Source organism: Roseiterribacter gracilis (genome assembly GCA_018332375.1).
Classification (GTDB): Bacteria; Pseudomonadota; Alphaproteobacteria; order BOG-932; family Roseiterribacteraceae; genus Roseiterribacter; species Roseiterribacter gracilis.
In genome coordinates, this window is record BOPV01000001.1 from 283,431 (window position 1) to 309,491 (window position 26,061).

The window sequence follows — 26,061 nt, forward strand, 5'->3', positions numbered from 1 at the left end:
GTCTGTGACTCCCATCATGGATGCGCGCCAGATACGGCGCGATCGAGCAGATGGATGTTGCGTGCGCGCGACGATGGAAAATTCAGCGACACAGGCTGTTACGCAGCTCGGGAATAATGTGCAGCGTAGATGCGTCTGGGAAACGGGGTTCCCGCGCGCCGATGACGCGCCAGGAGCCGCGCAGAACACTTGCCTGAATCTCGCCTGTTCATGCATGTGAGGGGGTCTGTTCCGCTTCCATGGAACAGCGAACCGGACGGCGCCTTCCAATGTGGATCGTCAAAGTCGCCCTGCAGCGGCCCTACACGTTCGTCGTGCTGGCAATTCTGCTGGCGCTGCTGGGCCCGTTGACCATTCTACGAACGCCGACGGACGTTTTCCCGGACATCAAAATCCCGGTCGTTTCGGTCGTTTGGCAGTATTCCGGCATGCCCGCCGACGAAATGGGCACGCGCATCATCGGCAATTTCGAGCGCGCCTGCACGACGACGGTCAACGACATCGAACATATTGAGTCCACGTCGCTGGCCGGCGTAGGCGTGGTGAAGCTGTTCTTTCAGCCCACGGTCAATGTCGAACTGGCGCTGGCCCAGGTCACCGCGATCTCGCAAAGCCAGCTCAAGAACCTGCCGCCCGGCGTCACGTCGCCGTTGATTCTGTCCTACAGCGCCTCGTCGGTGCCGGTGCTGCAGCTGGCCTATTCCAGCGTCGTTCTGTCGGAACAGGAAATGTTCGACCTGTCGCAGAACGTGGTGCGCACGCAGCTTGCGGACGTGCAGGGCGCGTCGATCCCGTACCCGTATGGCGGCAAGCAGCGCCAGATCGAAGTCGATCTCGATCCGTCGAAGCTGCGCGCCTACGGTCTGTCGGCGACCGACGTCAATGCCGCGATCGGATCGCAAAATCTGATCGTGCCGGCGGGTACGCAGAAAATCGGCGGCTTCGAATACAACGTCAAACTGAACGCCAGCCCGACGTCGGTCGGCGACCTGAACGACCTTCCGATCAAACGTGCAGCCAACGGCTCCGTTCTTTATGTGCGTGACGTTGCGCATGTGCGCGACGGCAACCCGCCGCAAACCAACATCGTACGCGTCAATGGCGGCCGCGCGGTTCTGTCGACGATCCAGAAGACCGGCGCCGCATCGACGCTCGACATTATCGAGCGCATCAAAGAACGCGTGCCGCGCATCCAGATGGCGCTGCCGGAGTCGCTCAAGATCGACACGATCGGCGATCAGTCGCTGTTCGTGCGCGGCGCGATTTCGGGGGTCATCAACGAAGCGATGATCGCAGCCGCGCTGACCGGCATGATGATCCTGCTGTTCTTAGGGTCGTGGCGCTCGACCCTGATCATCACCATCTCGATCCCGCTTTCGATCCTGGCCTCGATCATCGCGCTGGCCGCGATCGGGCAGACGATCAACATCATGACCTTGGGCGGGCTGGCGCTGGCGGTCGGCATTCTGGTCGACGATGCGACGGTCACGATCGAGAATATCAACGCGCATCTCGAACGCGGCGCCGAAGTTGAAGACGCAATTCTGATCGGCGCCGACCAGATCGCAATCCCGGCGCTGGTTTCGACCTTGAGCATCTGCATCGTGTTCATCCCGATGTTTCTGCTCACCGGCGTCGCGCGGTATCTGTTCGTGCCGCTGGCCGAAGCGGTCGTGTTCGCGATGCTGGCGTCCTACGTGCTGTCGCGCACCTTGGTGCCAACCTTGGCCAAGTTCTGGCTGCAGAAACATGTGCTGCACGTGCAGGACGGCACGCGCAAACGCTGGCCGGCGCGGTTCCAGGCCGGCTTCGAACGCAATTTTGAATCGCTGCGCGCCGACTATCGCGACCTGCTGCAATGGAGCCTGGCGCGGCGCGCGACGTTTGTGCCGGTCTTTGCCGGCCTGATCGTGATCTCGTTCGCGCTGGTGCCGTTTCTGGGCGAGGATTTCTTCCCCTCGGTCGATTCCGGGCAGATCAAACTGCATGTGCGCGCCCATGCCGGCACGCGCGTCGAAGAAACGGCGCGGCTTGGCGACCGGGTCGAAGACGCGATCCGCGAAATCATTCCACCGGCCGAAATTCAGACGATGGTCGACAATATCGGCCTGCCGATCAGCGGCATCAATTTGAGTTATTCGAATTCGGGTACGACCGGCCCGTCCGACGCCGACATTCTGATTACGCTGACGCCCGACCATCACGCGACCGACGATTACGTGCGCAAGATGCGCGACGAGCTTCCGCGTCGCTTTCCGGGCGCGTCCTTCTCGTTCCAGCCCGCCGACATCGTGGCGCAGATTCTGAACTTTGGTTTGCCGGCGCCGATCGATGTTGCGATCGCGGGTCGCAACCTGACCCAGAACCGCGCCTATGCCGACAAGCTGCTCGAAAAGATGCGGTTGGTGCCGGGGCTCGTCGACCTGCATCTGCACCAGTCGTTCGACTATCCCGAATTGCGCGTGAACGTCGATCGCACGCGCGCGCAAGAGCTGGGCCTGACCCAGCGCGACGTTGCGACCGACATGCTGATCTCGCTGTCGGGCAGTTTCCAAACCTCGCCAACCTTCTGGCTCAGCCCCGAGAACGGCGTGTCGTACCAGATCGTGACGCAGACGCCGCAAACGACGTTGAGTTCGCTCCAGGCCTTGCAGGCGACGCCGATCGGCGGCGGTACCGCGCTGGCTGCATCGCGCGCAGCGGGCGGCAACGGCATGCCGCAGATCCTGGCGGCGGTCGGTACGACGCAACGCGGCGCCGGGCTTGGCATCGTCTCGCACTACAACACCGCGCCGATGCTGAATCTCTACGCGGCCGTGCAAGATCGCGATCTAGGTGCAGTCGCCAAAGATCTGCAGCGTATTCTGGACGAGACTGCGAGCGAGCTGCCGCGCGGTGCGACGGTCGATATTCGCGGCCAGGTCCAGACCATGACGCAGTCCTTCCGCGGTCTCTATGTCGGGCTGTGTTTCGCGATCCTGCTCGTCTACCTGCTGATCGTGGTCAATTTCCAATCCTGGATCGATCCGCTGATCATCATCACAGCGCTGCCCGCGGCGCTGGCGGGCATCGTCTGGATGTTGTTCGTCACCAACACGCATCTGTCGGTGCCGGCCTTGACCGGTGCGATCATGTGTATGGGCGTCGGCACCGCGAATTCGATCCTGGTGATCAGCTTCGCGCGCGACTGCGTGCGCGACGGTATGGGGATCGAAGCAGCCGCGCTCGAAGCCGGCTTCGGGCGGTTCCGCCCGGTTTTGATGACCGCACTGGCGATGATCATCGGCATGATCCCGATGGCGCTGGGGCTGGGGGACGGCGGCGAACAGAACGCACCGCTGGGCCGTGCCGTGATCGGCGGGCTGGTCTTTGCGACCGTGGCCACGTTGCTGCTGGTGCCAAACGTATTTTGCCTCGTACATGGACGACGCCGCCCGCCTGCGGCGGAGAGCTTGGTAACCGCATGACTGCACCGCTCGATCCGAACCGTCCGCCGTCCTGGCTGAAACGTCAGGCCAAAGGACATACGCGGCTGTTGCTGACGGTTGCGGTCGTGATCGTCGCGCTCGTCGTGGTCAGCGGCATTGCGAGCCGCCTGCTGAATGCGCGCGCGCTGAAAGTGCAGACGGCGGCGCGCGCGGTGCAATCGGTGACGGTGACGACGGCCAAGCTGGGCCCGCGCGAAGAAGAGTTGGTTTTGCCCGGCAACGTGCAGGCGCGTTCGGAAGCGCCGATCTATGCCCGCACCAGCGGCTATTTGAAGGCCTGGTACGTCGATCTCGGCACGCGCGTCAAAGCGGGACAGTTGCTGGCTGAAATCGAAACGCCCGAAGTCGACGAACAGCTGCGCCAGGCCGAAGCCGATCTCAACACGATCGAGGCGACGTCGCAGTTGGCGCAAAGCACCGCCGCGCGCTGGCGCGACTTGCTGGCCAAAGGTACGGTCTCGCAACAGGCGGCCGACGAAAAAAACGCCGACGCCAACGCCAAGCGCGCACAACTGCAATCGGCACGCGCCAACCGCGAACGTCTATTGCAGCTGCAAGGCTTCAAGCGCGTCGTGGCGCCGTTCGATGGGGTGATCTCGTCACGTCGTACCGATGTCGGCCAGCTGATCGCCGCAGGCTCGGGCGTCGGACCCGAACTGTTTCATCTCGTCGATAGCAGCACCTTGCGCATCTACGTGCAGGTACCGCAGCCGTTTACGCCGGTGCTGAAAGTCGGGACCGAGGCGGGGTTGCGCTTTGCCGAACGTCCGGGCCGCAATTTCCCCGCGACCCTGGTGCGCATGGCCGACGCGCTCGACGCCAATTCGCGCTCGTTGATGGTCGAGCTGGAATATGACAATCGCGCCGGCGAGCTGTTGCCCGGCAGCTATGCCGAAGTGCATTTCCATTTGAAGAATGCCAGCCCCAGCCCGCGCGTGCCGGCGACGGCGCTGCTGTTCGGCGCCAACGGCCAGCGCATCGCCAAAGTCGCGAGCGACGGCAAGGTGACCTTGCAGAAAGTCGCAATTGGTCGCGACTTCGGCAACGAAGTCGAGATCGTCGAAGGTCTTGCAGCCGACGAGCCGTTCGCGCTCGATCCGCCGGACTCGCTGACCGACGGGCAGGTGGTGCGCGTTGCGAAACCCGAGACGCCCAAACCGCCGGAGCCGCGCGCGGCTGAGCGTTAGTCGGCGCCGACCGGGATCGCGTTGCTTGCTTCCATCTGCGCCAGCTCGCGCCCGACGGCACCGACCGGGCGCACGGTGCGCGCCATCAGACCGTAGAGAACCGGCGTCACGAACAACGACATGGCGGTGCCCAGTGCGACGCCGCCGATGATCGTCACGCCGATCGCCGAGCGCGCTTCGGCACCGGCGCCATGCGCGATGGCAAGCGGGATGGCGCCGCCGATCGCGGCGATCGAGGTCATCAGGATCGGACGCAGTCGCGCAGCCGCGGCTTCGCGCACCGCTTCGATCGTGCTGCGGCCTTGCGTTCGTAGCTGGTTCGAGAATTCGACGATCAGAATCGCGTTCTTCGCGATCAGTCCGATCAGCATCACCATGCCGATCTGCGTGTAGGTGTTGATCGTCATGCCGGTGAGGTGCAGCGCGGCCACGCCGCCCAGCAACGCCAGCGGTACGGTCGCCATCACCAGCAGCGGCAGACGTATGCTTTCGAACTGCGCCGCCAGAACCAGGAAGGCGACGATGATGGCGAGTCCGAACGCGATCAACGTTGATTGGCCGGTCGCGGCATATTGCTTGGCCGAACCGACGAAGGTGATGCGCGCTTCGGGTGGCAGCGAGTCCGCCGCGGCGCGGCGCAGCTCGGCGATGCCTTCGCTCATCGTGACGCCGGGCGCGAGATTGACGTCGATGCCGATCGCAGCGCGCCGGTCGAAGCGCGGCAACTGGCTTGGGCCGGCGCGTTCTTCTGCCTGCACGACGGCAGCGAGCGGAATCAGATCGTCGGCACGCAAGTCGCTTGGCACCGCCGGGTTGCTGGAGCGGACGTAGAAATTCTGCAGCTCGGCCTGCTGCGCGCGCACCGACGGTGCTGCCTGCAGCATGACGTCATATTCGCGGCCGCGATCGATGAAACGGCCGACACGACGGCCTGCCATCATCACTTCCAAGGTGCGGCTGATCGTGCCGGCGTCGAGGCCGAGATCTTGCGCACGTTCACGGTCGATGCGCACGCGCAGCTGCGGCTTGGTTTCGTCGTAGCTGGCGCGCGGACCGTTGAGCAGCTTGGACTGGGCCAGTCGCTCGAACAGTTGGTCGCGCCACACGACCAGCTCGTCATACGTGTTGCCGCCAAGCTGGAACGACACGATGTTGCCAGGCGCGCCCGCGAGGTTCTGCGGATTGATGACGGCGAAGCGCAGGCCCGGTACGTCGAGCAGCTTCACGCGCATTTCTTCCATGATGACTTCAAGCGGGCGCGTCTTTTTTTCGTCCCAGTCATACAGCAGCACGGCGATGTTGCCGCGATTGACGCCGGCACCGCCATTGCTGCCGTCGCCGAACAGGCGCACCAGCACGCGCTTCACTTCGCCATCGGGGCCGGTATAGGGCAGCAGGATCTGTTCGGCCTTGGCCAGCTCGTCCAGCATGAATTGCTGGCTGGCGCCTTCGGGGCCGTTGACGCTGATGAAGAACTGTCGCGTGTCCTCCGACGGCGCCAGCTCCTGCGGCAAGGTCAAGTACAAGGCGCCGAACAACGCATAGGCGCCGACTGCACCCGCCAGCATTGTCTTCGGTCGGGCCAGCGCAAAGTCGAGCAGGCGCAGATAGCCGCGCTTCAGCCGCTCGAATCCGCCCTTCGTATTGTCGACGACATGCGCGTGCAGCTTTTGCGCTTTGAGCAGGTTGGCGCACAGAACCGGACCGAAGGTCAGCGCCGCGACGGCCGAGAAGAACAGCGACGAGACCAGCGCGGCTGCGAATTCGCGCAGCATCGGTCCGACCGTGCCGGTGACCAAGGTCAGCGGCAGGATCACGCTCATCAACACGGCGGTGGTTGCAATGACGGCGAAGCCAATTTGACGTCCACCGCGATAGGCAGCCAGCAAGGGCGGCTCGCCCGCATGCATGCGCGTGACGATGTTCTCGACCACGATGATTGCGTCGTCGACCACGAGGCCGATCGCCAGCACCATCGCCAGCAAGGTGAACACGTTGATCGAATAACCCAGCAGCGACAGCACGCCGAAACTGGCGGCGAGCGAGACGGGGACGGCGAACATCGTGATCGCGGCCGCCGTCGCCGACCGCAGGAAGGCGAACACGACCAGGGCCACCAGCGCCAGCGCGGCGCCGAGTGCGACGAAGATTTCGTGGATCGAGGCGCGGATTGGCGTCGCGTCGTCCTGGCCTGCTTCGACGGTCGTGCCGTCGGGCATCGAGCGTGACAGTTCGGCAATGCGCTTGCGCACGCCGGCCGATACGTCGAGCGTGTTGGCGCTGGTCTGTTTCAGGATTGCGAGACTGACGGCGGATTTGCCGTTGATGCGCAACGCGCCGCGCGGTTCGCGCGGTCCGATTTCGACGCGCGCAACGTCGCCGAGACGAATGGCGCCGGTCGGGCTTTGGCGCACGACCAGGCGGCGGAACGCTTCTGGCGTTGCCAGGCGCGTATCGGCACGGATCGTCAGTTCGCGTTGGCTGGCTTCGATGCGGCCCGCGACGATGTCGATATTCTCGCGGTTGAGCGCGTCTTCGACGTCGGTCGACGTGATGCGTCGCGCGGTCATCGCGGCACGATCGAGCCAGATACGCATCGATTGCTGGCGCTCGCCCCAGATCATCACGTTGGCGACGCCGGGAACGGCGTTGAGCTGATCGAGGAAGCCGCGTCGCGCCCAGTCGCTGAGCTCGATCGGCGTCATGCTGGTGCTGGTCAAGGTCAGGATGAAAACCGGATCGGCCGAACTGTCGAACTTGTACATGACCGGACGGTCGACCGTGGCCGGCAACTGCGCCGTCGCGCGCGACATGCCTTCGCGCACGTCGTTGGCGGCCGCTTCGAGATCGCGGCCGGGCAGGAAGGTGATGAAGACGCTGCTATAGCCGTCGCGCGATGCAGCGCTGATGAAGTCGATTCCTTCGACGCCGGCCAGCTCGTCTTCGATGACGCGCGTCACGACCGTGTCGATAACTTCCGGTGCTGCACCGGGATAGGAGGTGTTGATCGCGATCGCAGCCGCGTCGGCACGCGGATATTCGCGCACCGAGAGTTTCTGATAGCCGATCAGGCCGAAGACGATGATCAGCGCGTTCAGCACCATCGCGGTGACGGGCCGGCGGACCGAGATGTCGGTGAGCAGCATGGTGGAGCCTCTCAGCCCAGTCGGGCAGCGACGACGTTGCTGGTTCGGGCCGGTTCCAGCTTCACCGGTGCGCCGTCGCGCAGTTTGATCGTGCCGCGCGTGACGATCTGCTCGCCTTCCTCGACGCCTTTGCGCACTTCGGCGAGACCGTCGACGGTCGATCCGATCGTCACGGGGCGGCGCACGGCCTTTCCATTCTGGACGACATAGACGAACTGCGTACCGCTCGACGTCACCAGCGCTTCTTCCGGCACCAGCACGACATTGTCGCGTCGGCTGAGTTCGAGCCGTACGCGCAGGAACATGCCGGGGCGCAGGTTGCGCGATTCATTCGGCAGCGACGCCTGCACCATCGCCTGACGCGAGCCGGCGGAGAGGCGCGTATCGACCGCGCGCACGGTGCCGGTGACGGCGCGCGCGTCGGACCCGTCGCCGAGATAGGCTTTCACCACCTGGCCCGGCGCGACATTGGCGAGCAGCGAGTCCGGCACGGCGAATTCCAGCCGCATCACGGAAATATCATCGAGCGTCGTGATTTCGGTGCCGGGCGCGATCAGCGCGCCAAGCGAGACGCGGCGCAAACCGGTCTTGCCGGCGAACGGCGCCACCATCGTCAGGTCGCGCACGCGCGCTTCGGTGGCGTGGACCTGCGCGCTGGCGGAATCGAGCTGTGCCTGCAGCTCGTCAACGCGCGAGCGCGACACGGCCTGCGTCGACACCAGCGCCTTGGCGCGCTCCAGCAACTGCACTGCGTTGCGCCGTGCTGCTTCGGCGACGGCGAGGTTGGCGCGCGCTTCTTCATCGTCGAGCCGCACCAGCACTTGTCCGGCACGGATTTCATCGGTTTCGTTGAACGAGATCTCGCGCACGATGCCCGGCACTTTCGCCGTCACCGTCACCGCTTCGTTGGCGCGCAGGCTGCCGACGGCTTCGAATTCCACATTGATCGGGCCGCGCGTTGCCGTGACGACGGCGACCGTTATCGGCTGAGGCGCTGCCGGACCGGTCGGCGCCGATGCACCGCGCGACGCGTAGAGCCACGCGCCGCCCGCGACCGCAACCACAATGCAGGCGGGCAGGACGGTCTGACGGCGAAAGAAGGTCGGCATGAAGTCCACCTTGAACGTGCAGCGAGCGGCGGCGCGGAATCGCAACGCGGCGCGACACTGACACCGTTCGCCGCACACACCGCGCGTCATCGGCCAGCGGAGTGTTACGAGCGCGGCTTCACGCACAATTCGTCACAACACGGTTGTGACCGCGCAGCGCTGTGTCAGGTCGGGCACATCAGGCGGTCATGAACACATGACCTTGGAGGTCAAATCACCGGACGCGCAGGGCGGCGCGCGAAGCTACGTGCCAACGCGGTCCCGCAACGGAGCTCCGCATGTTCGCGCATGGCTTGGTGGCAATTCTTCCCTGCAACGACCTCGATGCGTCGGAGGCGTTTTACAATCGACTCGGCTTTTCTCGCGGTGAACGGCCGGCCGACGGTGAGGAAGACACGTACCGGATCCTGTCCGACGGCAAAGGCGGCGCGTTGCATCTGACCGACGCTGTCGAAGGTTGGTTGGTGCCGGGCCGCAACCCGTTCGGCCTGTATCTCTACACGGTCGAGGTCGATCAACTTGCGGCGCGGTTCGTCGGTGAAACGGTCGAGCGCCACGGTCCAGAAGACAAACCGTGGGGCATGTACGAATTCAGTCTCTCCGATCCCGATCAGACGCTTGTGCGCGTCGGCTGCCCGATCAGGCTGCGCGCCTGACGCTTTGTGGCGCGGCGGGATGGCGCAGGGCTGATCTGCACGCGTGCACCGCAAACGCTCATTCGACGTCTGCTGCATATGGCGCGACGGCGCGCTGCTTTGGTTGACATAACCTTTACGGCTGCGCGGCGCTTCGATCAAAACGCGCGGATTTGCGCGCTTTCCGACCAGACAGGCTGTGCGTGTCGTGGCGCCGCGTTCGTTGCAGCGGTGTGTGCGACTGATTCGCGACGATCAACCTGCCGCTTTGGGAAGGATACGGCCTAAGCCGTGTGGCCGGGTCGATCGACACAACTCCAGCATTGGCTTGTGAGACGACCCAGCCTATTCTTCGTTTGTGCGCGTTTCCTGCATATCAGCAGAATCAACGGTCGCGCTTCTCCGGAAGCGCAGCCGATGAATTCCATGTGGGACAAGTCAATCGCCGAACAGGCGGCGGCTTGGGCCGACCGGATTCAGTCCGGCCAGGCGTCCGTGCAGGAGCAGGCAGCGTTCGTTGCCTGGCTCGACGAAAGCATCACGCACGCTGAAGCCTATCATCAGGCCATCCGTCAGCCGACCGCGGCACCCGAAGCAGCAGCCAAGCGCGCGCTCGCCGATGCCAAGCGTCGCCGTATGCGCCAGTACGCGATGGCCGCTTCGGTGGTGGTGGTCGCGCTCGTGGTCGGCGGCATCCAGTTGTTCGACGGCGAATACAGCACCGCTGCCGGTGCCAAGCGCACGGTGGAATTGCGCGACGGGTCAACCATCGTGATGGCCGGCGCAACGCGCATCCGCGAAGAATTCAGCGACCACGAACGCCGCATCCAGCTCCTCGAAGGGCAGGCGCTGTTCCAGGTCGCGCACAATCCGGCACGGCCGTTCCGAGTCGAAGCGGGGCTGCAGACGGTGCAGGCCGTCGGCACCGCGTTCGACGTCAGCCGGGCCGAGAACCGGGTCGAAGTTGCGGTCAGCGACGGCATCGTTGCGGTCACGACCAAGGGCCTGGCCGAAGCCGGCGCACCCGCCGTCCTGAAGCTGGTGAAGGGCCAGGCGGTCGCCTTCCAGGGCCCGATCACGACCGGCGGCGTCCGGTCGGTGCCGGTCGAGCGGATCGGCTCCTGGCGCGAAGGCCGGGTCTATTTCGAAAAGGAACCGCTGGCGCGCGTGCTCGACGCGATGGGCCGGCAGTATGGCCGTCGCTTCACGGTCGACGATCCGATGGAGGCCAACCGGCCGATTTCGATCGTGCTGAAGGCCGACAGCAACCAGGCGGATGTTGTGAAGGCCGTTGAAGGCCAGATGGCGCTGAAAGCCGTCGACCGTGGCGATCGCACGACGAGCTTCACACGGATTTCACGTACCTCGCTCGCTCAGTGAGCCCCGGGCGCTTTCGCGCCTTTCCAAGACTAGTTAACGTGCTCTGATCCTCGGCCGGCGTGGTGCAGGAAACCGTACTGCCCGATCGGGTCAGCAAGCATGGGGTTTTGGACGGTGACAGCGCCGAACGCACGCACCAGGCGGATCGCGTTAGGAGTCACGCTGGCGCTGTTCGCGACGCCGGCTGCGGCGCAGCGCGAAGTCTCCGACTTCAACATTCCCGAGCAGACATTGCGATCGGCGCTGCTCAAGTTCAGCGATCAATCGAACGTGATCGTCGTCGTGCCGGACGAGTCTGTCTTCGACCGGATGGTGCCTGCACTCAGCGGCCGTCTCAGCAACGAACAAGCGTTGGCCACACTGCTTGCGGGCAGCAACGTGGCGGCGCAATTCGACGGTCCGCGTCGCGTCCGGTTGGTTCCACAGGCGTCGGTCGCACCGCCGCCAGAGATCAAGATCGCAACCGCGCCGGTGCCGCTGAAGCCGGACGAGATCATCGTCACCGGTACGCGCATCCGCGGCGTCGTGCCGATCGGTTCGGAAACGGTCGCGATCGACCGGCACATGATCGAGCTGGCGGGACGTTCGAGCGCGACCGAGTTGCTGCGTGTCGTGCCGCAGAACACCAGCCTCGCGGTCAACGACGAAGTGCGCGTTGGCGTCACGCAGACGATTCAGAACACGGCCTATGGAAGTTCGGTCAATCTGCGCGGGCTTGGTCCGGCGGCGACCTTGGTGTTGTTCAACGGCCATCGCATGGCGCCCGCGTCGGCCGGTGCGTTCGTCGACATCTCGCAAATTCCGCTGTCTGCGATCGAGCGGATCGAAATCGTCGCGGACGGTGCGTCGTCGATCTATGGCTCGGACGCAATCGGCGGCGTGATCAATTTCATCCTGCGCCGCGACTTTCAGGGCGTGGAGACGACCGTCCGCAACGAATTCGCCGACGGCTTCAACCGTTTCACCGTCGGTGCCACCGGCGGCACCTCGTGGGACAGCGGCAGCCTGACCTTGACCTACGAGCATCATCACCAGACCGCATTGGCGGGCAGGGACCGCGCCTACTACACGTCGGACCTGCGTCCGTTCGGCGGTCCGGATCTGCGCATCACCGGCAACATCCCGGGCACGATTTCGGCGAACGGAACGACCTATGCGATTCCGCAGAACCAGGATGGGAGGAATCTAAGCGCGGCTTCGTTGGTCGCTGGGACGAGCAATCCCTACGATAACAACTTGGATGCCAGCATCCTGCCGACGCAGCGGCGCAACAGCCTTGCTGGCTCGGTGCAGCAGGATGTTGGCGATCGCATCTCGCTCAACGCCGACGGATTCTATTCGCGCAGGCAATTTGGCACCTACATTCCCGCGAATACGACGACGCTCACCGTTCCGCGCAGCAACCCGTTCTTCGTAAGCCCGGTCGCGGGTGCGCAAACCGTCACGGTCTTGTATTCGATGCGCGAGGATCTCGGGATTCCGCTCGCGAACGGCACCAGCCAGAACTATCTCGTCAGCGGTGGCGCATCGATGAAGCTCGGTTCGTCCTGGCGTGCCGAACTCTCTGCTTCCTATGCGGCCGACATAACGCACGAACGCGGCGACAATATTGCCAATACGGCGAGGCTCAACGCGGCGCTGGCGGATACGAACCCGGCCACCGCGTTCAATCCGTTCGCCAGCCACACTGTGAGCAGTCAGGCGACGCTCGACGCTATTCGTGGTTTCTCTGCAGATCGCCGCCAGCGGTTCCGTCTTACGTCGGAAAGTGCGCGCGCCGACGGCGAACTCATTGATCTGCCCGCTGGCGCCGTGCGTCTCGCGATCGGTGTGGAGCACCGGGTCGCAACCTACAAAGATGCAAGCATCTCGTTCACGGGAGCGCAGCCGACGCAGAGCAGCGCCTCGGATCTCAAGCGCCGAACGGATTCGCTGGACACGGAATTGTTCATTCCGGTCGTCAGCCCGACCAACAACGTTCCCTGGGTGCATCGCTTCGATCTGTCGGCCGCCGTGCGAACGGAGCGCTATAGCGATGTCGGTCGGACGACGAATCCGAAGTTTGGTGTTCGCTGGTCGCCGATCGAAGACGTTTCTTTGCGCGGCAGTTGGGGAACGTCGTTCCGTGCGCCGCTCCTGACGCAGCTTGGCGACCCGGGCATCTTGACGAACTCGCTAGCGGATGCGCGCTCGCCGACGGGTCGAACAACCGCGATCCTGATCAACGGCAACAATCGCGACCTCAAACCAGAAACCGCAACGACCTGGTCAGTCGGCGCGGATTATGCGCCACCGTCAATTTCGGGCTTGAAGATCTCGGCGACCTATTTCTCGATCGACTATCGCGATCGTATTTTGAACATTGCCGCCGAAGCATCGCAGGTCCTGCTCCGCGACGATCTGTTCGGCGGTCTAGTCATCAGAAATCCGAGCGCGACGCAGATCCAGGCGCTCCTTGATAGTCCGTTCTTTCTCGCCGGATTGCCGAAACCGCCAGTGAGCCAGGTCGGCGCGATCGTCGATGCGCGCTTCAACAATGTCGGCGTCGTTCACGAAAGCGGTTACGATATCTCTGCGTCATGGGAGCTGCGTACGTCGGCGGGCGTGTTCGTTCCAACGGTCGGCCTCGCCTGGATCACGGACTATTCGGTCGGACGTACCGCATCGGCGCCGATTTTGAGCGCGCTCAATCATTCAGGCTCGCCGATCGATCTACGCGGCCGCGCGGGACTGTCGTGGGTGCGAGACGCCTATGACGCGTCGTTCTTCGTCAACTATATCAACGCCTATCACAACTTCTCACTGGCGCCGGTGGCGGACGTCGGCTCGTTCACCACAGTGGATGCACAGATCGGCTATAGCTTCGGCTGCCCCATTCGCAGCGCAAGCGACTGCCGCGTTCGCCTCTCGGCGCAGAATCTCCTGGACCAGCGGCCGCCGCTTTTCATCAACACACCTGGCCGCGTTGCCTACGATCCCGAGCAGGCAACCGCGACCGGACGCGTGATTGCCGTGGATCTGTCGCTGCGCTTCTAAGCAGCGAGTGCGGCGCTCCATTTTTCCGCCCAATCTTCGACCGCGATACAGCTGATCAGTGCGTTCAAATCCGGCGGGGCCGGTATGCGTTCGAACGCGACGACGTCTTTCGTGCGGACCGGTTCCAGCAATCCGCGCTCGACGAGCACGCCTTGTTCGACCTTGCTGCGAATGAAGCGCGTGTTGCGCGGACTGAGTAGCGAGTCGACCACGTCCGCCGCAGCGGAGCCTTTGCCGCGCCTTGTGCGGACCGCGTCCGGCAGCATGTCTGCGAACGCCGCTCGCTGCAGCGCGCGCCGCACGCCGTCTTGGTTGTGTACGTAGGTCGGAATGCGGAAGCAGACTTCCATCAGCGGCTGCGACGCGAAGAAATCGATGACTGGACGGTCGGCGACTTTTTCAAATGGATTTGCGGACATCGATGCCATGACGGACAAGATGTGGTTTGCCTTCGCCGGCGCGAGCGAATGACAGTTCCGCATGATCGGTTCATCGGCTTCCGTCCGGCGTTGTTGAATCGCTGCGGCAAGAAAGCTCGGCATCGGGATATCGCCATACGTCCGCAGGTCCTTGTCGGACGAAAGAGCGGTTCGGAGCACTTTGACAATCGATTTACCGGTGATCTCAGAAGCATCGCGCGCAACCTGTAGAAGCCGCATCGGAACTGCGCGATCGAGCACATAGTCGCGTGCCATTGCGATATTTCGATCGGCAGCGAAAAGCTGATCGCCGCCATAGCCGCTCCAGAACGAGTCGGCCTCGATTGAATCGAGGAATTGCTGCCGGTCTTTTACCGCGTCGATCCCCGTAAAGGTCCGATTTGGATTGAGCGTGATCGGTGCCTTCTGCAGCGCGTTGTCGAAATCCATTGCGACGACGCTGTGCTGGCCCGTGATCAGTTCGAACCCGTGCTGCTCCGCGACGAGCGCTGCGAAGTGACGTTCGTCGGCTTCTGCGAAATCGGAATAGAGGTTGCGGCAGAGAACTTTCTGCGCGCCCGGCGCGCGACTCAACAATCCGGCAATCACCGACGAGTCGAGTCCGCCCGATAGCGACAACACGATCCGGCCATACTGCTCGGCCCACCGGTCGGCGCAAAATTGCGCAACGTTTCGAACCGCTGCTGCGGCCTCTTCGAAGTCGTCGATCCGGTCTCCGGCAAAGCTCGCGGGATTCCAGACCAGCGCGTAGCTGTCCTCGCCATCCTTTACCGTAAAGCTCTCACCTGGAAGCAGTTCGCTTACATTCTGCATCGCCGTCTCGCGCGTTGCGGCGAGATGTTCGGTCAAAAAGCGGCGAACGTAGTTCCAATTGACCGACAGGTGCGACCGCACGATCGGCAGCACGTCCTCGATTTCACTGAACAAGATGCGCGTGGTGCCGCTTAAGCGCAGAACGTAGCAGGGGCTTCGACCGGACGGGTCGCGCAACGCCAGCGGAAAGAGGCTGCGATCGTCCAGCAGCGCAACATACCGGCCCCAGCAATGGCGGATAATCGACGCGGCGCGCCGCGACGGAAGCGCATGGACGTCGTCGCGCAAGGTCGCTGCAACTGGACGAGCGTTGTACGCGGGAAACAGCGAGCCGTAGATGACGCCGCCCGCTTCGGGAATGAGGTGAATCTGGCCAGTATGTTGTGCGGCGTTGTCGAAAACGACCATACCGCTGCTTTCGAAGCGCCTTGCCCAGCCGGGTTTCGTCGCGAGGTCGCGGATCAGCGTGCGTGCCGTCTTGGAATCATCGGCAGAGGTCGGCTCGAACAGGACGGCAATGAAACGCGGCAGCATCAGACGACCAAAATCGGGGTGAAGCGCGCGACGCGCTCAACGTCGTCGTTGATCACCAGATCGCCGATCTGCACCCAGCAATGGGCCGCGAATGGATCAGCCTGCACGCCAAAGACCCAATCCGCAGCGACACCGTGCGCCAGCAGAACATTCATCAGCAGAAACGAGTCGCGCAGGCAGATCCGGTCGGCTGGATAATAGTATCTGGCATGCAGAAAGTAGGGCAGCCAGGACGGCAGCTCTGGGGTTGCGCTGCAGGTGGATTTTGCGGCGCGGACGCGCGCGATACATGCACGAAGCGGTCGTTTCGCCAGCAATCCGTCGGACCGGGCTGCAACATAGAACAAGCGGGCGAGTAGCGCGGTGCGGCGTAGCCAGCTTGCTGCGTTCGCGTCGGGAAGGAGATGTCGACGTGCAGCTTGGTGCTGGATCTGCTGCACCAGCCTTCCGTCGCGCTGGTTCGTCGTCAACAAGCCGCGCGTAACCAGCGTGTCCAAAAGCTTCTGTTGTGCGTTGGTCGGCGCTTCCGCCGGTTCGCTAGTCGAGCCCGCATACAGGGACGACAGTGCGCGAAACCGCGATCGATCGATCGCCTGGTATTTGTCGGCATGCAGGTCGAGAAAGATCGTCTTTCGTCCGACTTCGGCGAAATAAACGCCATCCGAGAGAAGATACTTCTTTGCTTCGTCGGTGGTGCCTGCAGCGTGCTTGAAAGCGTGATTGTGCATTTGTCTCTTGCGGGCCAACGTCGATGAAGCATGGCTTCTGGTGTGCCATACTTCATCGCGTCGGCGACCAAGTTAGTCGGGGAAGTAGGTCATGATGCGATCCGGATCCGGGTCGCCGAACCATCCCGGAAACGTGCCCTGCGTCTCTTCCGAAACCGTACCCAGTTCGAGAATAATTTCGTCCACGTTGAACTCTCCAAAGGAACGCCGCGCCATCGCGGCGGGGCGCAGACTTCGTGATGACGGCGCATGCTCGCAAGACGATGCAGCGATGTTTTTTCGCGACCGTTCCGCACATGCATTCTGTGAAGGCAGAGTTCGAGAAGACGACGCGAATTCGCTGCGTTCTGGTCGAAGGCCCGGTACACACCTGATTCGATGCGAGTGGCTCTCTGCACGAAATCGCCTCTTCGTGCAGAAATCACGACGCACCGCCCAGCGACGCTACGCGGTTTTCGGAATCTGCGTCGCCTACATGTCCTCTTGCGACCCTCGCAGCGCGATCGCCAGCACGTGTGCAACCACCACACGCTGCTGCGTGTAAACTTGCAGCGAACGGATCAATTGCGGGTACCTGCCGGCATAAAAATACCGCATGAGCTGCGCCACGTCGGTGAACTGGTTCGGTAGGATCAAATGCTCGATGCGCCGGATGCGCGCCAGCAGCGCAAGGTCCGGTTCGATCATTGCGTCGCTGTGCGGCCCGCCCGCGTGGCGCGCAACTTTCCGCAACAAGGCTTCCAGCTCGGACGCTGCGAGATCGGGATCCTGCGTTTCGACAATTCGTTCGGCGACGGCCAGACGCGTGCTGCGCTCGCTGTCGCGGCGATGCGGCCGGCGCGGCAACAGCGGATCGGGACGGTAGGTCGCTTCCGCAAGTGCGAGATTGGCGGAATAGGACGCGGCGATTTCCGACGCCGCCGGCACGTAGGGCGTATGACGGCCATACGAGACGCGGCGCAGCATCCGCTCTCCCGCCAGGCGATCGAGCGCGCGCGTGATCGTGTTGCGGCTTACGTCATAGCGATGCGCCAGACGTTGCCCGGTCAGGTCCTGCGCATTGCGGATGCGGAAGTGCCAGAGCTCGGTGCGGATAGAGCGATACGCGGTTGCAGCTTTTGTCGGGGGCGCAACCCATCCGGTTTCGATCGCCGATACGCCAACTGACTGCATGTTTCTTCTCCTTCGATTCGTCGCGCGAGCGAGCGGAACGCAAGAGGCGTAAACAAGGCGTCATCATTGCGTTCCCTGTTTGTTAGAGCGGTGTTTGATTCGGTGTCGCTCTTATGTCCGGAGGACGCGACGGAACGCCGTATGTGGCGACAGCGCACAGGCAATCGGCAGTTTCTGCGCAGTAAAATGCACCGGCAGACTGAGTGCCTGTTGTTGGCTGCACGATGAAGTTGCAGCGCTGCAAGTTGTGCACGTGAACCACGTCGGCGGCGGCGCGATGCGCCGCATTGTTCGGCACCATGCGCAACTGTTCGGCACGTGGCCTCCGTCTCAGCAGCCAAGCAGGCCTGCCGAGTCGCGCCGGCACGAGGCGCGGACGCGTCTTGGCTGGAAGACGCTGGTCCTGCGAAGGCCCGATGCTAGGCTCGCCCCAACGAAAATGGACCGGGGGAGGGTTTGAGATATGCGCATGAGACTGCTGCTATCGTTGCTCTGCACGACTCCGATTGCGGCGCCGGCCTTGGCCGACATCGCGGTCGTTTCCAATGAAGGGCGGCAGACGCTGGTCGAAGGTGTGCAGACGGTGGTGCCGTCGCCCAAGCCCGACACGGTGATGGTCCTCGATCTAGCGGGCGCCCAGCCCAAGCTGCTGTTCACGGTCGAAGCGCCCGGCAGCGCCGTCGGCCCGCCCTTCAGCGTGGCGGTCTCACCCGACGAGAAATTCGCGCTGGTGACCGCGCCGATGAAGCTCGATCCGGCCGATGCGACCAAACAGACGGCCGACAACCGGATTTCGGTAATCGACATCGCGCAAAAGAAAGTCGTGCAGACGACGACGGCGGGGAAGTCGCCCGCCGGCGTATCGTTCAACAAGCAGGGTGATCTGGCGCTCGTCGCCAATCGCGGCGACGGAACCTTGTCGGTGTTCAGTTTCGCGGGCGGTCAATTGACGCCGGTCAATGTGCTGAAGATCGGCGACGAGAAATCGCAGCCCAGCCACGTTGCCATTGCCGGCGACGGCAAGAGTGCGTTGGTCACGCGCGACGGCGATCATTTCATCTCGGTGCTGGCAATCGACGGCACCAACGTCAAAGTGACTGACCGGACTCTGCGTTCGGGCATTCGGCCGTATTCGATCGACATCGCGCCGCAAGGCGACGTTGCGATTGTCGGCGACCTGGGCAGCAACAGCGGCGACAACAACACGGTCAGCGTGATCGACCTCAAGAACGGTCCTGCGCATGTCGTAAGTTCGGTCACGGTCGGGCAGACGCCGGAAGGGCTGAAATTGTCGCCGGATGGGAAATTGCTCGCGGTTGCGATCAACAACGGCAGCAACTTGTCGCCCAAATCGCCGTTCTATGTTGATCACGGGCTGCTGCAGATCTATCGCCGCGACGGGACCAAGCTGACCAAGATCACCGAAGCGCCGACGGCACGCTGGACGCAAGGCGTCGCTTGGTCGGCGAACGGCAAGATGCTGATCGTGCAATCGATGCTGGACAAGATGTTGCAGCCTTTCGCGTTCGACGGAAAAAAGCTGAAAGCATTGACGGTAATGCAACTGGAAACGGGATCGGCTGCGATCCGCACGGCGCATTGACGATGAAGCTCGTCCGCGACGTGCCGTCCGCTGACGAGCGCTATGGCTTGCAATGGCCGGGCAAGCGCGCGGCGATCGACCTCGCGCTTGCGCCGGCCGGAACGTCGCTGGTGGCGGTGCCCGACGAAAGCGTCGATTGGGAGCGCACCAAAAACCTGCTGATCGAAGGCGACAATCTCGACGCGCTGAAATTGCTGCGCGCGGATCTGCAGGGCGCGATCAAGCTGATCCATATCGATCCGCCCTACAATACCGGCAAGAACTTCACCTATGCCGACGATTTCCAGGGGGCGGAGTCGGTCCATACCGATTGGCTGAACATGATCTATCCGCGCCTGCTGCTGGCGCGCGATCTGCTGCGCGACGACGGCGCGATGATCATCCATATCGACGAGCACGAGCACGCAAATCTGCATGCCGTCGTCAGCGAGATCTTCGGCGCAGCGAATCTTTTGGGCGTCGCGGTGTGGGACAAGCGCAATCCCAAAGGCGATGCGTCCGGTCTTGCCTATCAGCACGAGTCGATCTTTTTCGTCGCCAAGAACCGCACGGTTTTCGTCGAAGCGGGCGGCTTGCGCCGGCGCAAGAAGAACGCCGAAGCTATGCTGGCCAAGGCGAAATCCTTGTTCGCGCGGCTTGGGAAAGTCGACCTGCCGTCGGATCTGAAAGACGTCGCCCGGCGCTACGGTCTAGCTGACGCAAGCACCGACCCGTTTCGCCGGAAGATCGATCTAGTGCGCGTCAATGAAGAGTTTGCCGACTGGGTGCGTAGCCAGAATTTCAGCGGCGGCGAGTCGGCCTACAACAAGATTGACGCCGAAGGCCGTGTCTACCGGCTGGTTTCGATGGCGTGGCCGAACAAGAAACGCGCCCCCGACGATTACTTTTTGCCGCTCCTGCATCCCGTGACTGGTGAGGCCTGTCCGGTGCCGAAACGCGGCTGGCGCAACCCGCCCGAGACGATGCAGCGCCTGCTTAGCCGCGGCGAGATCGTATTCGGCGCCGACCATACGGTGCAGCCGCAACGCAAATACCGGCTCGATCAGAATCTCGATGAGAATGTGCCGTCGGTGATCGCCTATGGCGGCAGTGACGACGCGCTGCTGGCCGAGCTGGGTATTCCATTCGACACGCCCAAGCCGGTCGAGTTGGTGCGCGACCTGCTTGCCGCGGTGTTGCATCAGCAACCGGGTGGGATCGTGCTCGATTTCTTTGCCGGCAGCGGCACGGTTGCGCATGCGGTGATGCTGCACAACGCAGCCACCGGCGACGACGCAAGGTTCATTCTGGTGCAACGGCCCGAGCCGCTCGATGCCGGGAAGCGCGATCAGCGCGCCGCAGCAGAGTTCTGCGACGCGATCGGCAAGCCGCGCACGGTTGCGGAAATTACCAAAGAGCGCGTTCGTCGTGCCGGTGCGCAATGCCCGTCGGCACCGGGCTTTCGCGTGTTCCGGCTGGCCTAAACGCCCCGTCCTGAAACGCATTGGGGCCGCACATGGCGGCCCCTGGGGTTGCTGCATTTCGAACACAATTCAAACCCAAGAGTTCCCGGCCCGGAATTTTTTCGCGATTTTCCCGATTCGGACTGCGATTATCGCGCCTGTGTATCGTCCGATCGTCTTCGCCCTTGTCGCGTTCCTGCTCGTCGGTTGCGCGACGCCGATTCCGGCGCCGCAGGATCCGTTGGCGCAGATTGTCGAAGACGAGATCGCGCAGAAACAAATACCGGGCGCCGTCGTGCTGGTCGGCAGCGGCGACCGGATCCTCTACCGCCGCGCGATCGGCAATCGTGCGATCGAGCCCGGACAGATCGCCATGACGCCGGGCACGGTGTTCGACATCGCATCGCTGACCAAAGTCGTCGTGACCACGACCTTGACGATGCAGCTCGTCGAAGCGGGCAAGCTGCGGCTCGACGAAAAAGTCGCGCAGGTCTGGCCGCAATTTGCGGCAAACGGCAAAGCCGGCATTACGATCGAACAGTTGCTGCGTCATACGTCGGGCTTGCCGTCGGGTGTCGAACGCAAGACCGACTGGCATGGCTATCAAGCAGCCTTGCAACGGGTTGTGGCGACCCGTCCGACCGATCCGCCCGGCACCTTGTTCCGCTATAGCGACGTCAATTTTCTGACCTTGGGCGAGGTGGTGCGCCGCGTCGGCGCCGCGCCGCTCGACCGGCAGGCGCAGACGAAGATTTTTGCGCCGCTCGGCATGCGCGAGACGCGCTATCTGCCGCCTGACTCCTGGCACAGCTTCATCGCGCCGACGACGCGCGAAACACCGACCGGTGTGGTGCACGACCCAACGGCTGCACGGATGGGCGGCGTTGCAGGGCAGGCGGGATTGTTTTCGACCGCCGACGATCTGGCGCGTTTCGTCCAGGCGCTGTTGCTTGGTTCGCCGATCCTCAAACCGGCCACGGTCGAACGTATGACGCGGATCGAAGCCGGGCCGAACGGAACGCGCCGCGCCTTGGGTTGGGATTCAGTATCGCCGTTCGATGCCGGCATGGGCGCGGCTTTCGGGCCGGCTTCGTACGGCCATACCGGCTATACCGGCACGGCGATCTGGGTCGATCCGGTGCGGCGTCGCTACATGATCGTGCTTGCCAATCGCGTCCATCCCGAGGATCGCGGTTCGGTCCGCAATCTTCGGCAACATCTTGCCGAAAAGATTTCTGCGATGTCGGACAAGGATCTCGTCGCGGCTGGCGAATAGCTGCGCTTGACGCCTTGCCGTGGCTCTGCGATGCGCTGACCCGCAGTTCACGAGGACGAGGGGCACATCATGGCGCACGGACGGATCAGAGCTTTGCTGGCAGTCACCTGTGCGCTGGTTGCAAACGACGCCTATGCCTGGGGCAGCAAGGGCCATGAGATCGTCGGCATGCTGGGTGCCGAAGCCTTCCCGCGCGAAGTGCCGGCATTCCTGCGCACCTCCAGCGCAATCGCGACGATCGCGTCGTTTGCGACCGAGCTCGATCGTTCGAAAGGTGCGGGCACGACGCATGACCGCGAACGCGATCCCGGCCACTACGTCGATTTCGATGATGCGGGCAAAGCCGAAGGCGCGGTACCGCTGACCGCGTTGCCGGACACGCGCGAAGCCTATGACACCGCGCTGCGCGCTGAGAAGAAGACGCAATACCGCGCCGGCTATTTGCCCTATTCGCTGGTCGACGGCTTTCAGCAGCTGGTCAAAGATTTCGGCTATTACCGCGCCGCGCTGGTCGGCGAACGCACCGCAAAGACCAAAGAAGACCGCGCGTTTTTCGCCAAGGATCGTGCGCGCCGCGAATTGCTGACGCTGCGCGATCTCGGCGTGTGGTCGCACTATGTCGGTGACGCGTCGCAGCCGCTGCACGTGACGTCGCATTACAACGGCTGGGGCGACTTCCCCAATCCGAACAAATATTCGACCGACAAGACGCTGCATTCGCGCTTCGAAAGCGCCTTCGTGCGCGACAACATCAAAGTCGCCGACGTGCGCGCTGCGATGCATCCGTACGACCCGTGCGGTTGCGGCGTTGCCGACCGCACCGTGCGCTATCTCGGCCGCACCTTGGCGCATGTCGAAACCGTCTATCAGATGGAAGCGCGCGCGCCCTTCGCCAAAGGTCCGGCCGCCGACGACGAGGTCCAGTTCGTGACCCAGCGTCTGGCCGACGGTGCGTCCGAGCTGCGCGACTATGTGGTCGAGGCCTGGCGTCTCAGCGCCTTGTCCACGGTCGGCTACCCGACGATTTCGGTCGCCGCGATCGAGCGGGGCGAAGTCCAGCTGACAAGGCAGTCTTTCGGCGCCGAATAACGCCGGACAGACGCCACCGAGGCGCGGGAACCGGCGCAAAAACACTGAGAAACTGCGGGCTATTCATACCGCAGTCACGTACCTTCATAACTCGCTAACCAACTGCGCGCAGCTTCTCTACGAAGCCTGCTCGTGGCGCCCGACGTGACTGGCGCCGTGATTTTGAAGGATAGATCGATGGCAAACCCATCCGCACGCGACTATGCCGAAAACCAACGCGAAGCTGCCCTGGGCACGACCCAGAAGCTGATTCAGCAGCAGGCCGCCCGTGCCACCAACCCGCCGATGAGCGGCAACGCAATGCGACCGGTTCTGGTCGGCATGGGCATGCTGCTGGTCGTGGGCGTTGTGCTGTTCGGTGTCGGCTGGCCGTTGATGCAGAAACTGATCGGCATCGTGTTCGCCAAGTTGAACCTCGCCTGATGCGCTGACCGTTCTCGCCTCGGCGGGAACGACGCTCAAAACGCCGCCGCGTTGCTGATGCACGCGGCGGCGTTTGCGTTTGGGGACGCGTCGTGGTCGTTCTCGTCCCATGAGCAAGCATATCGCCGTCATCGGTGCCGGGCCGGCCGGACTGTTCGCCGCCGAGACGCTGGCCAAGGCGGGCGCTTCGGTCACGATCTATGACCGCATGCCGTCGCCGGCACGCAAATTCCTGATGGCTGGGCGTGGCGGCCTGAACCTCACGCACAGCGAACCGCTCGACGCGTTCGTCGAACGCTATGGAGCTGCGCGCGCGCAGCTCGAACCAAGCCTGCGCGCATTTCCGCCGACTGCGCTGCGCGACTGGGCGCACGATCTCGGCGTCGAAACCTTCGTTGGATCGAGCGGCCGGATCTTCCCCACCGGCATGAAAGCGAGCCCGTTGTTGCGCGCCTGGCTGCGCCGGTTGGACTCGCTCGGCGTGCGGCTGGCGACGCGTCACGCATGGCGCGGCTGGGATGCGGCCGGGGCGCTGCGGTTCGCCACCGGCACGGAAGAGCTGCGCGTCGCGCACGACGCGACCATTCTCGCGCTTGGCGGTGCCAGTTGGCCGCGTCTTGGCAGCGACGGGCATTGGGCGGGGACCTTGCGCGCGCGCGGCGTTGCGGTGACCGACTTCGCACCGTCGAATGTCGGGTTTGAAATTGCCTGGTCGGATTTGTTTCGCAGCAAATTCGCCGGCGCGCCGCTCAAGCCCGCGACCTTCTATTTCGAGGGGCGCGCGGTGCGCGGCGAAGCGGTGATCACCGATTACGGACTCGAAGGCGGCGCGATCTATCAATTGTCGGCACCGTTGCGCGACGCGATCGCGCGTGACGGGTCGGCGATTTTGCGCATCGATCTGCGCCCGGGCGAAGTCTTGTCGAGCCTCGACGCCAAACTGTCCCGCCCGCGCGGCTCGAAATCGGATTCGAGTTTTCTGCGCGGCACGATCGGGCTGGCGCCGGTCGGTGTCGGGCTGCTGCGCGAAGCGGGCCTGTCGATCACCGCGGCTGCGATCAAATCCTTGCCGTTGAAGTTGGTCGGCGCGCGCCCGCTCGAACGCGCAATCTCGACCGCGGGCGGCGTTGCCTGGGATGCGGTCACCAACGACTTTGAACTGCGCGCCGTGCCGCGCGTCTTCGTTGCGGGCGAAATGCTCGATTGGGAAGCGCCGACCGGCGGATATTTGCTGCAAGCCTGCTTCTCGACCGCGCGGGCCGCGGCCGAAGGCGCGCTGGCCGTGACAGCTTGAGGCACCCTCTGGCTTAGGGCGGCGGGGCCAGTATGGTGGCGCCGTGCAAATCCTGTCCTCTCTGCGCCGTCGCGGCGCGCCCCAGCCGACCCCGCAGCAACCTGAAGAAACCGTGCGTCCGCCGGACTTTATCGACGTCGCGGCACTGATCCGCGATTACGACCCGGCCGAACATGCGCGCCGTGCGGATGCGTATTTCGCGCAGATGACCGACCCGACGCCGATCCTGCGCAAGCCGTTCGCGAATGTGCCCGAAGCGCAGGAGATCATGGCCGGTCTTGGCGCCTTGTTGCCGGCGCTGGATCTGTTCGGCCATTGCCGCGTGCTGGATTTCGGCTGCGGCCTCGGCTGGTTGTCAGGTGCGCTTGCCAATCTCGGCTGTGAAATGACTGCGATCGATATCTCGCCGACGGCGCTGCGCATCGGCGAGGCCGCGTTCCTGGCCAGCCCGCTGTCGAATGGCCGCACGATCGATTGGAAATTGTTCGACGGCACGCGCATTCCGCTGCCCGATGCGTCTGTCGAACGCGTGATCTGTTTCGACGCGTTCCATCATTTGCCCGATCAAGCGCCGGTGCTGGCGGAGATGGCGCGTGTGCTGGTGCCGGGCGGCATCGCTGCGTTTCACGAACCCGGACCGCGCCATTCGTCGTCGCCGCAAAGCCAAGCCGAGATGCGCGCCTTCGGCGTCATCGAAAACGACATCCATATCGCCGCGATCGAACAGCTTGCGCTGCAGGCAGGCTTCGCGCGATTGGAATTGCTGGCCTATACACGCCGCCCGACCAAGTTCGGTGTCGCCGTGTACGAGCAGTTGATCGCCAACCAGGGCGACGCGGCTACGTACGAAGCGTTGGGCCGCGCGATGATGCAGGATCTCGCCGATCTGCGCGTCTTCACCTTGCACAAACACGGCGAGACGCCGCGCGACAGCCGCGATGGTAGCGCGCTGGATGCAACAATCGAACGCGTGTCCAGCACGCGCGATGGCAACAAGCTGCGCACCAGCTTGCGCATCACCAATACCGGCCGGGCTGTCTGGCGTCCGTCGGGCAGCACCTTGGCGTCGGTCAATCTCGGCGTACGCTTGGTGCGGACCGACGGATCATCGGACGAACCGTCGCGCCTTGCCGTGTCGACCGTGCCGGTCGCACCCGGTGCCAGCGTCGAGCTGCAGAGCGAGCAGGTCGTGCCGGAGAATGTCGCCGCGTTGCGCTTCGAACTGGTCAGCGAACTCGTGCGCTGGTTCGGCCGCGAGATTTGAC

Annotated in this window: 17 protein-coding genes; 12 read left to right on the forward strand and 5 right to left on the reverse strand. The window is 63.6% G+C overall.

Annotated elements, in window-relative coordinates; translation table 11 throughout:
• The first annotated feature begins 269 nt into the window (after positions 1 to 269).
• Both TMPK1_RS01430 and TMPK1_RS01435 read left to right on the forward strand, forming a co-directional pair.
• Positions 270 to 3,467 (forward strand): efflux RND transporter permease subunit, encoded by a 3,198-nt coding sequence (locus tag TMPK1_RS01430; RefSeq protein WP_420240955.1) that lies wholly within the window; start codon positions 270 to 272, stop codon positions 3,465 to 3,467.
• On the forward strand, positions 3,464 to 4,675 hold the full coding sequence (locus TMPK1_RS01435; RefSeq protein WP_420240956.1) for an efflux RND transporter periplasmic adaptor subunit: 1,212 nt from the start codon (positions 3,464 to 3,466) through the stop codon (positions 4,673 to 4,675). The genes TMPK1_RS01430 and TMPK1_RS01435 overlap by 4 nt, the downstream gene beginning before the upstream one ends.
• Here TMPK1_RS01435 and TMPK1_RS01440 read toward each other — a convergent pair.
• Both TMPK1_RS01440 and TMPK1_RS01445 read right to left on the reverse strand, forming a co-directional pair.
• The gene (locus TMPK1_RS01440) at positions 4,672 to 7,821 is read right to left on the reverse strand and encodes an efflux RND transporter permease subunit (RefSeq protein ID WP_420240957.1); all 3,150 of its coding nucleotides are present in this window, start codon (positions 7,819 to 7,821) and stop codon (positions 4,672 to 4,674) included. The genes TMPK1_RS01435 and TMPK1_RS01440 overlap by 4 nt on opposite strands.
• Positions 7,822 to 7,832: 11 nt before the next feature.
• Positions 7,833 to 8,930, reverse strand: coding sequence for an efflux RND transporter periplasmic adaptor subunit (locus TMPK1_RS01445; RefSeq protein ID WP_420240958.1), 1,098 nt, complete (start codon positions 8,928 to 8,930; stop codon positions 7,833 to 7,835).
• Between the two features lie 278 nt (positions 8,931 to 9,208).
• Here TMPK1_RS01445 and TMPK1_RS01450 point away from each other — a divergent pair, with 278 nt between their 5' ends.
• From TMPK1_RS01450 to TMPK1_RS01460, 3 genes are all read left to right on the forward strand, one after another.
• Positions 9,209 to 9,586: a VOC family protein gene (locus tag TMPK1_RS01450; protein WP_420240959.1), complete on the forward strand. Its 378-nt coding sequence runs from the start codon at positions 9,209 to 9,211 to the stop codon at positions 9,584 to 9,586.
• Between the two features lie 405 nt (positions 9,587 to 9,991).
• Positions 9,992 to 10,945 carry a FecR family protein gene (locus TMPK1_RS01455; protein WP_420240960.1) on the forward strand — a complete coding sequence of 318 codons (954 nt, stop codon included), beginning with the start codon at positions 9,992 to 9,994 and terminating at the stop codon, positions 10,943 to 10,945.
• Positions 10,946 to 11,059: 114 nt separating this feature from the next.
• Positions 11,060 to 13,981 (forward strand): TonB-dependent receptor, encoded by a 2,922-nt coding sequence (locus TMPK1_RS01460; protein ID WP_420240961.1) that lies wholly within the window; start codon positions 11,060 to 11,062, stop codon positions 13,979 to 13,981.
• Here TMPK1_RS01460 and TMPK1_RS01465 read toward each other — a convergent pair.
• The 3 genes from TMPK1_RS01465 to TMPK1_RS01475 all read right to left on the reverse strand — a co-directional run bounded on the left by TMPK1_RS01465 (position 13,978) and on the right by TMPK1_RS01475 (position 17,669).
• On the reverse strand, positions 13,978 to 15,768 hold the full coding sequence (locus TMPK1_RS01465) for an asparagine synthase-related protein (protein ID WP_420240963.1): 1,791 nt from the start codon (positions 15,766 to 15,768) through the stop codon (positions 13,978 to 13,980). The genes TMPK1_RS01460 and TMPK1_RS01465 overlap by 4 nt on opposite strands.
• On the reverse strand, positions 15,768 to 16,496 hold the full coding sequence (locus tag TMPK1_RS01470) for a lasso peptide biosynthesis B2 protein (RefSeq protein WP_420240964.1): 729 nt from the start codon (positions 16,494 to 16,496) through the stop codon (positions 15,768 to 15,770). The genes TMPK1_RS01465 and TMPK1_RS01470 overlap by 1 nt, the downstream gene beginning before the upstream one ends.
• 471 nt (positions 16,497 to 16,967) lie before the next feature.
• The gene (locus tag TMPK1_RS01475; protein WP_420240965.1) at positions 16,968 to 17,669 is read right to left on the reverse strand and encodes a GntR family transcriptional regulator; all 702 of its coding nucleotides are present in this window, start codon (positions 17,667 to 17,669) and stop codon (positions 16,968 to 16,970) included.
• A gap of 469 nt (positions 17,670 to 18,138) precedes the next feature.
• Between TMPK1_RS01475 and TMPK1_RS01480 the strand changes: the two genes are divergently transcribed.
• From TMPK1_RS01480 to TMPK1_RS01510, 7 genes are all read left to right on the forward strand, one after another.
• Positions 18,139 to 19,272 (forward strand): hypothetical protein, encoded by a 1,134-nt coding sequence (locus TMPK1_RS01480; RefSeq protein WP_420240966.1) that lies wholly within the window; start codon positions 18,139 to 18,141, stop codon positions 19,270 to 19,272.
• A 2-nt stretch (positions 19,273 to 19,274) separates the two neighbouring features.
• Positions 19,275 to 20,735, forward strand: a complete 1,461-nt coding sequence (locus TMPK1_RS01485; protein WP_420240967.1) for a site-specific DNA-methyltransferase — start codon at positions 19,275 to 19,277, stop codon at positions 20,733 to 20,735.
• Positions 20,736 to 20,874: 139 nt separating this feature from the next.
• Positions 20,875 to 21,990, forward strand: a complete 1,116-nt coding sequence (locus TMPK1_RS01490) for a serine hydrolase domain-containing protein (RefSeq protein ID WP_420240968.1) — start codon at positions 20,875 to 20,877, stop codon at positions 21,988 to 21,990.
• A 93-nt stretch (positions 21,991 to 22,083) separates the two neighbouring features.
• Complete coding sequence (locus TMPK1_RS01495) at positions 22,084 to 23,079, forward strand: phospholipase C/P1 nuclease family protein (protein WP_420240969.1); 996 nt, start codon at positions 22,084 to 22,086, stop codon at positions 23,077 to 23,079.
• 177 nt (positions 23,080 to 23,256) lie between these two features.
• Positions 23,257 to 23,502 carry a hypothetical protein gene (locus TMPK1_RS01500; RefSeq protein WP_420240970.1) on the forward strand — a complete coding sequence of 82 codons (246 nt, stop codon included), beginning with the start codon at positions 23,257 to 23,259 and terminating at the stop codon, positions 23,500 to 23,502.
• 109 nt (positions 23,503 to 23,611) lie between these two features.
• Complete coding sequence (locus TMPK1_RS01505; protein ID WP_420240971.1) at positions 23,612 to 24,796, forward strand: TIGR03862 family flavoprotein; 1,185 nt, start codon at positions 23,612 to 23,614, stop codon at positions 24,794 to 24,796.
• Between the two features lie 43 nt (positions 24,797 to 24,839).
• Positions 24,840 to 26,060, forward strand: a complete 1,221-nt coding sequence (locus tag TMPK1_RS01510; RefSeq protein ID WP_420240972.1) for a class I SAM-dependent methyltransferase — start codon at positions 24,840 to 24,842, stop codon at positions 26,058 to 26,060.
• Position 26,061: the final 1 nt, after the last annotated feature.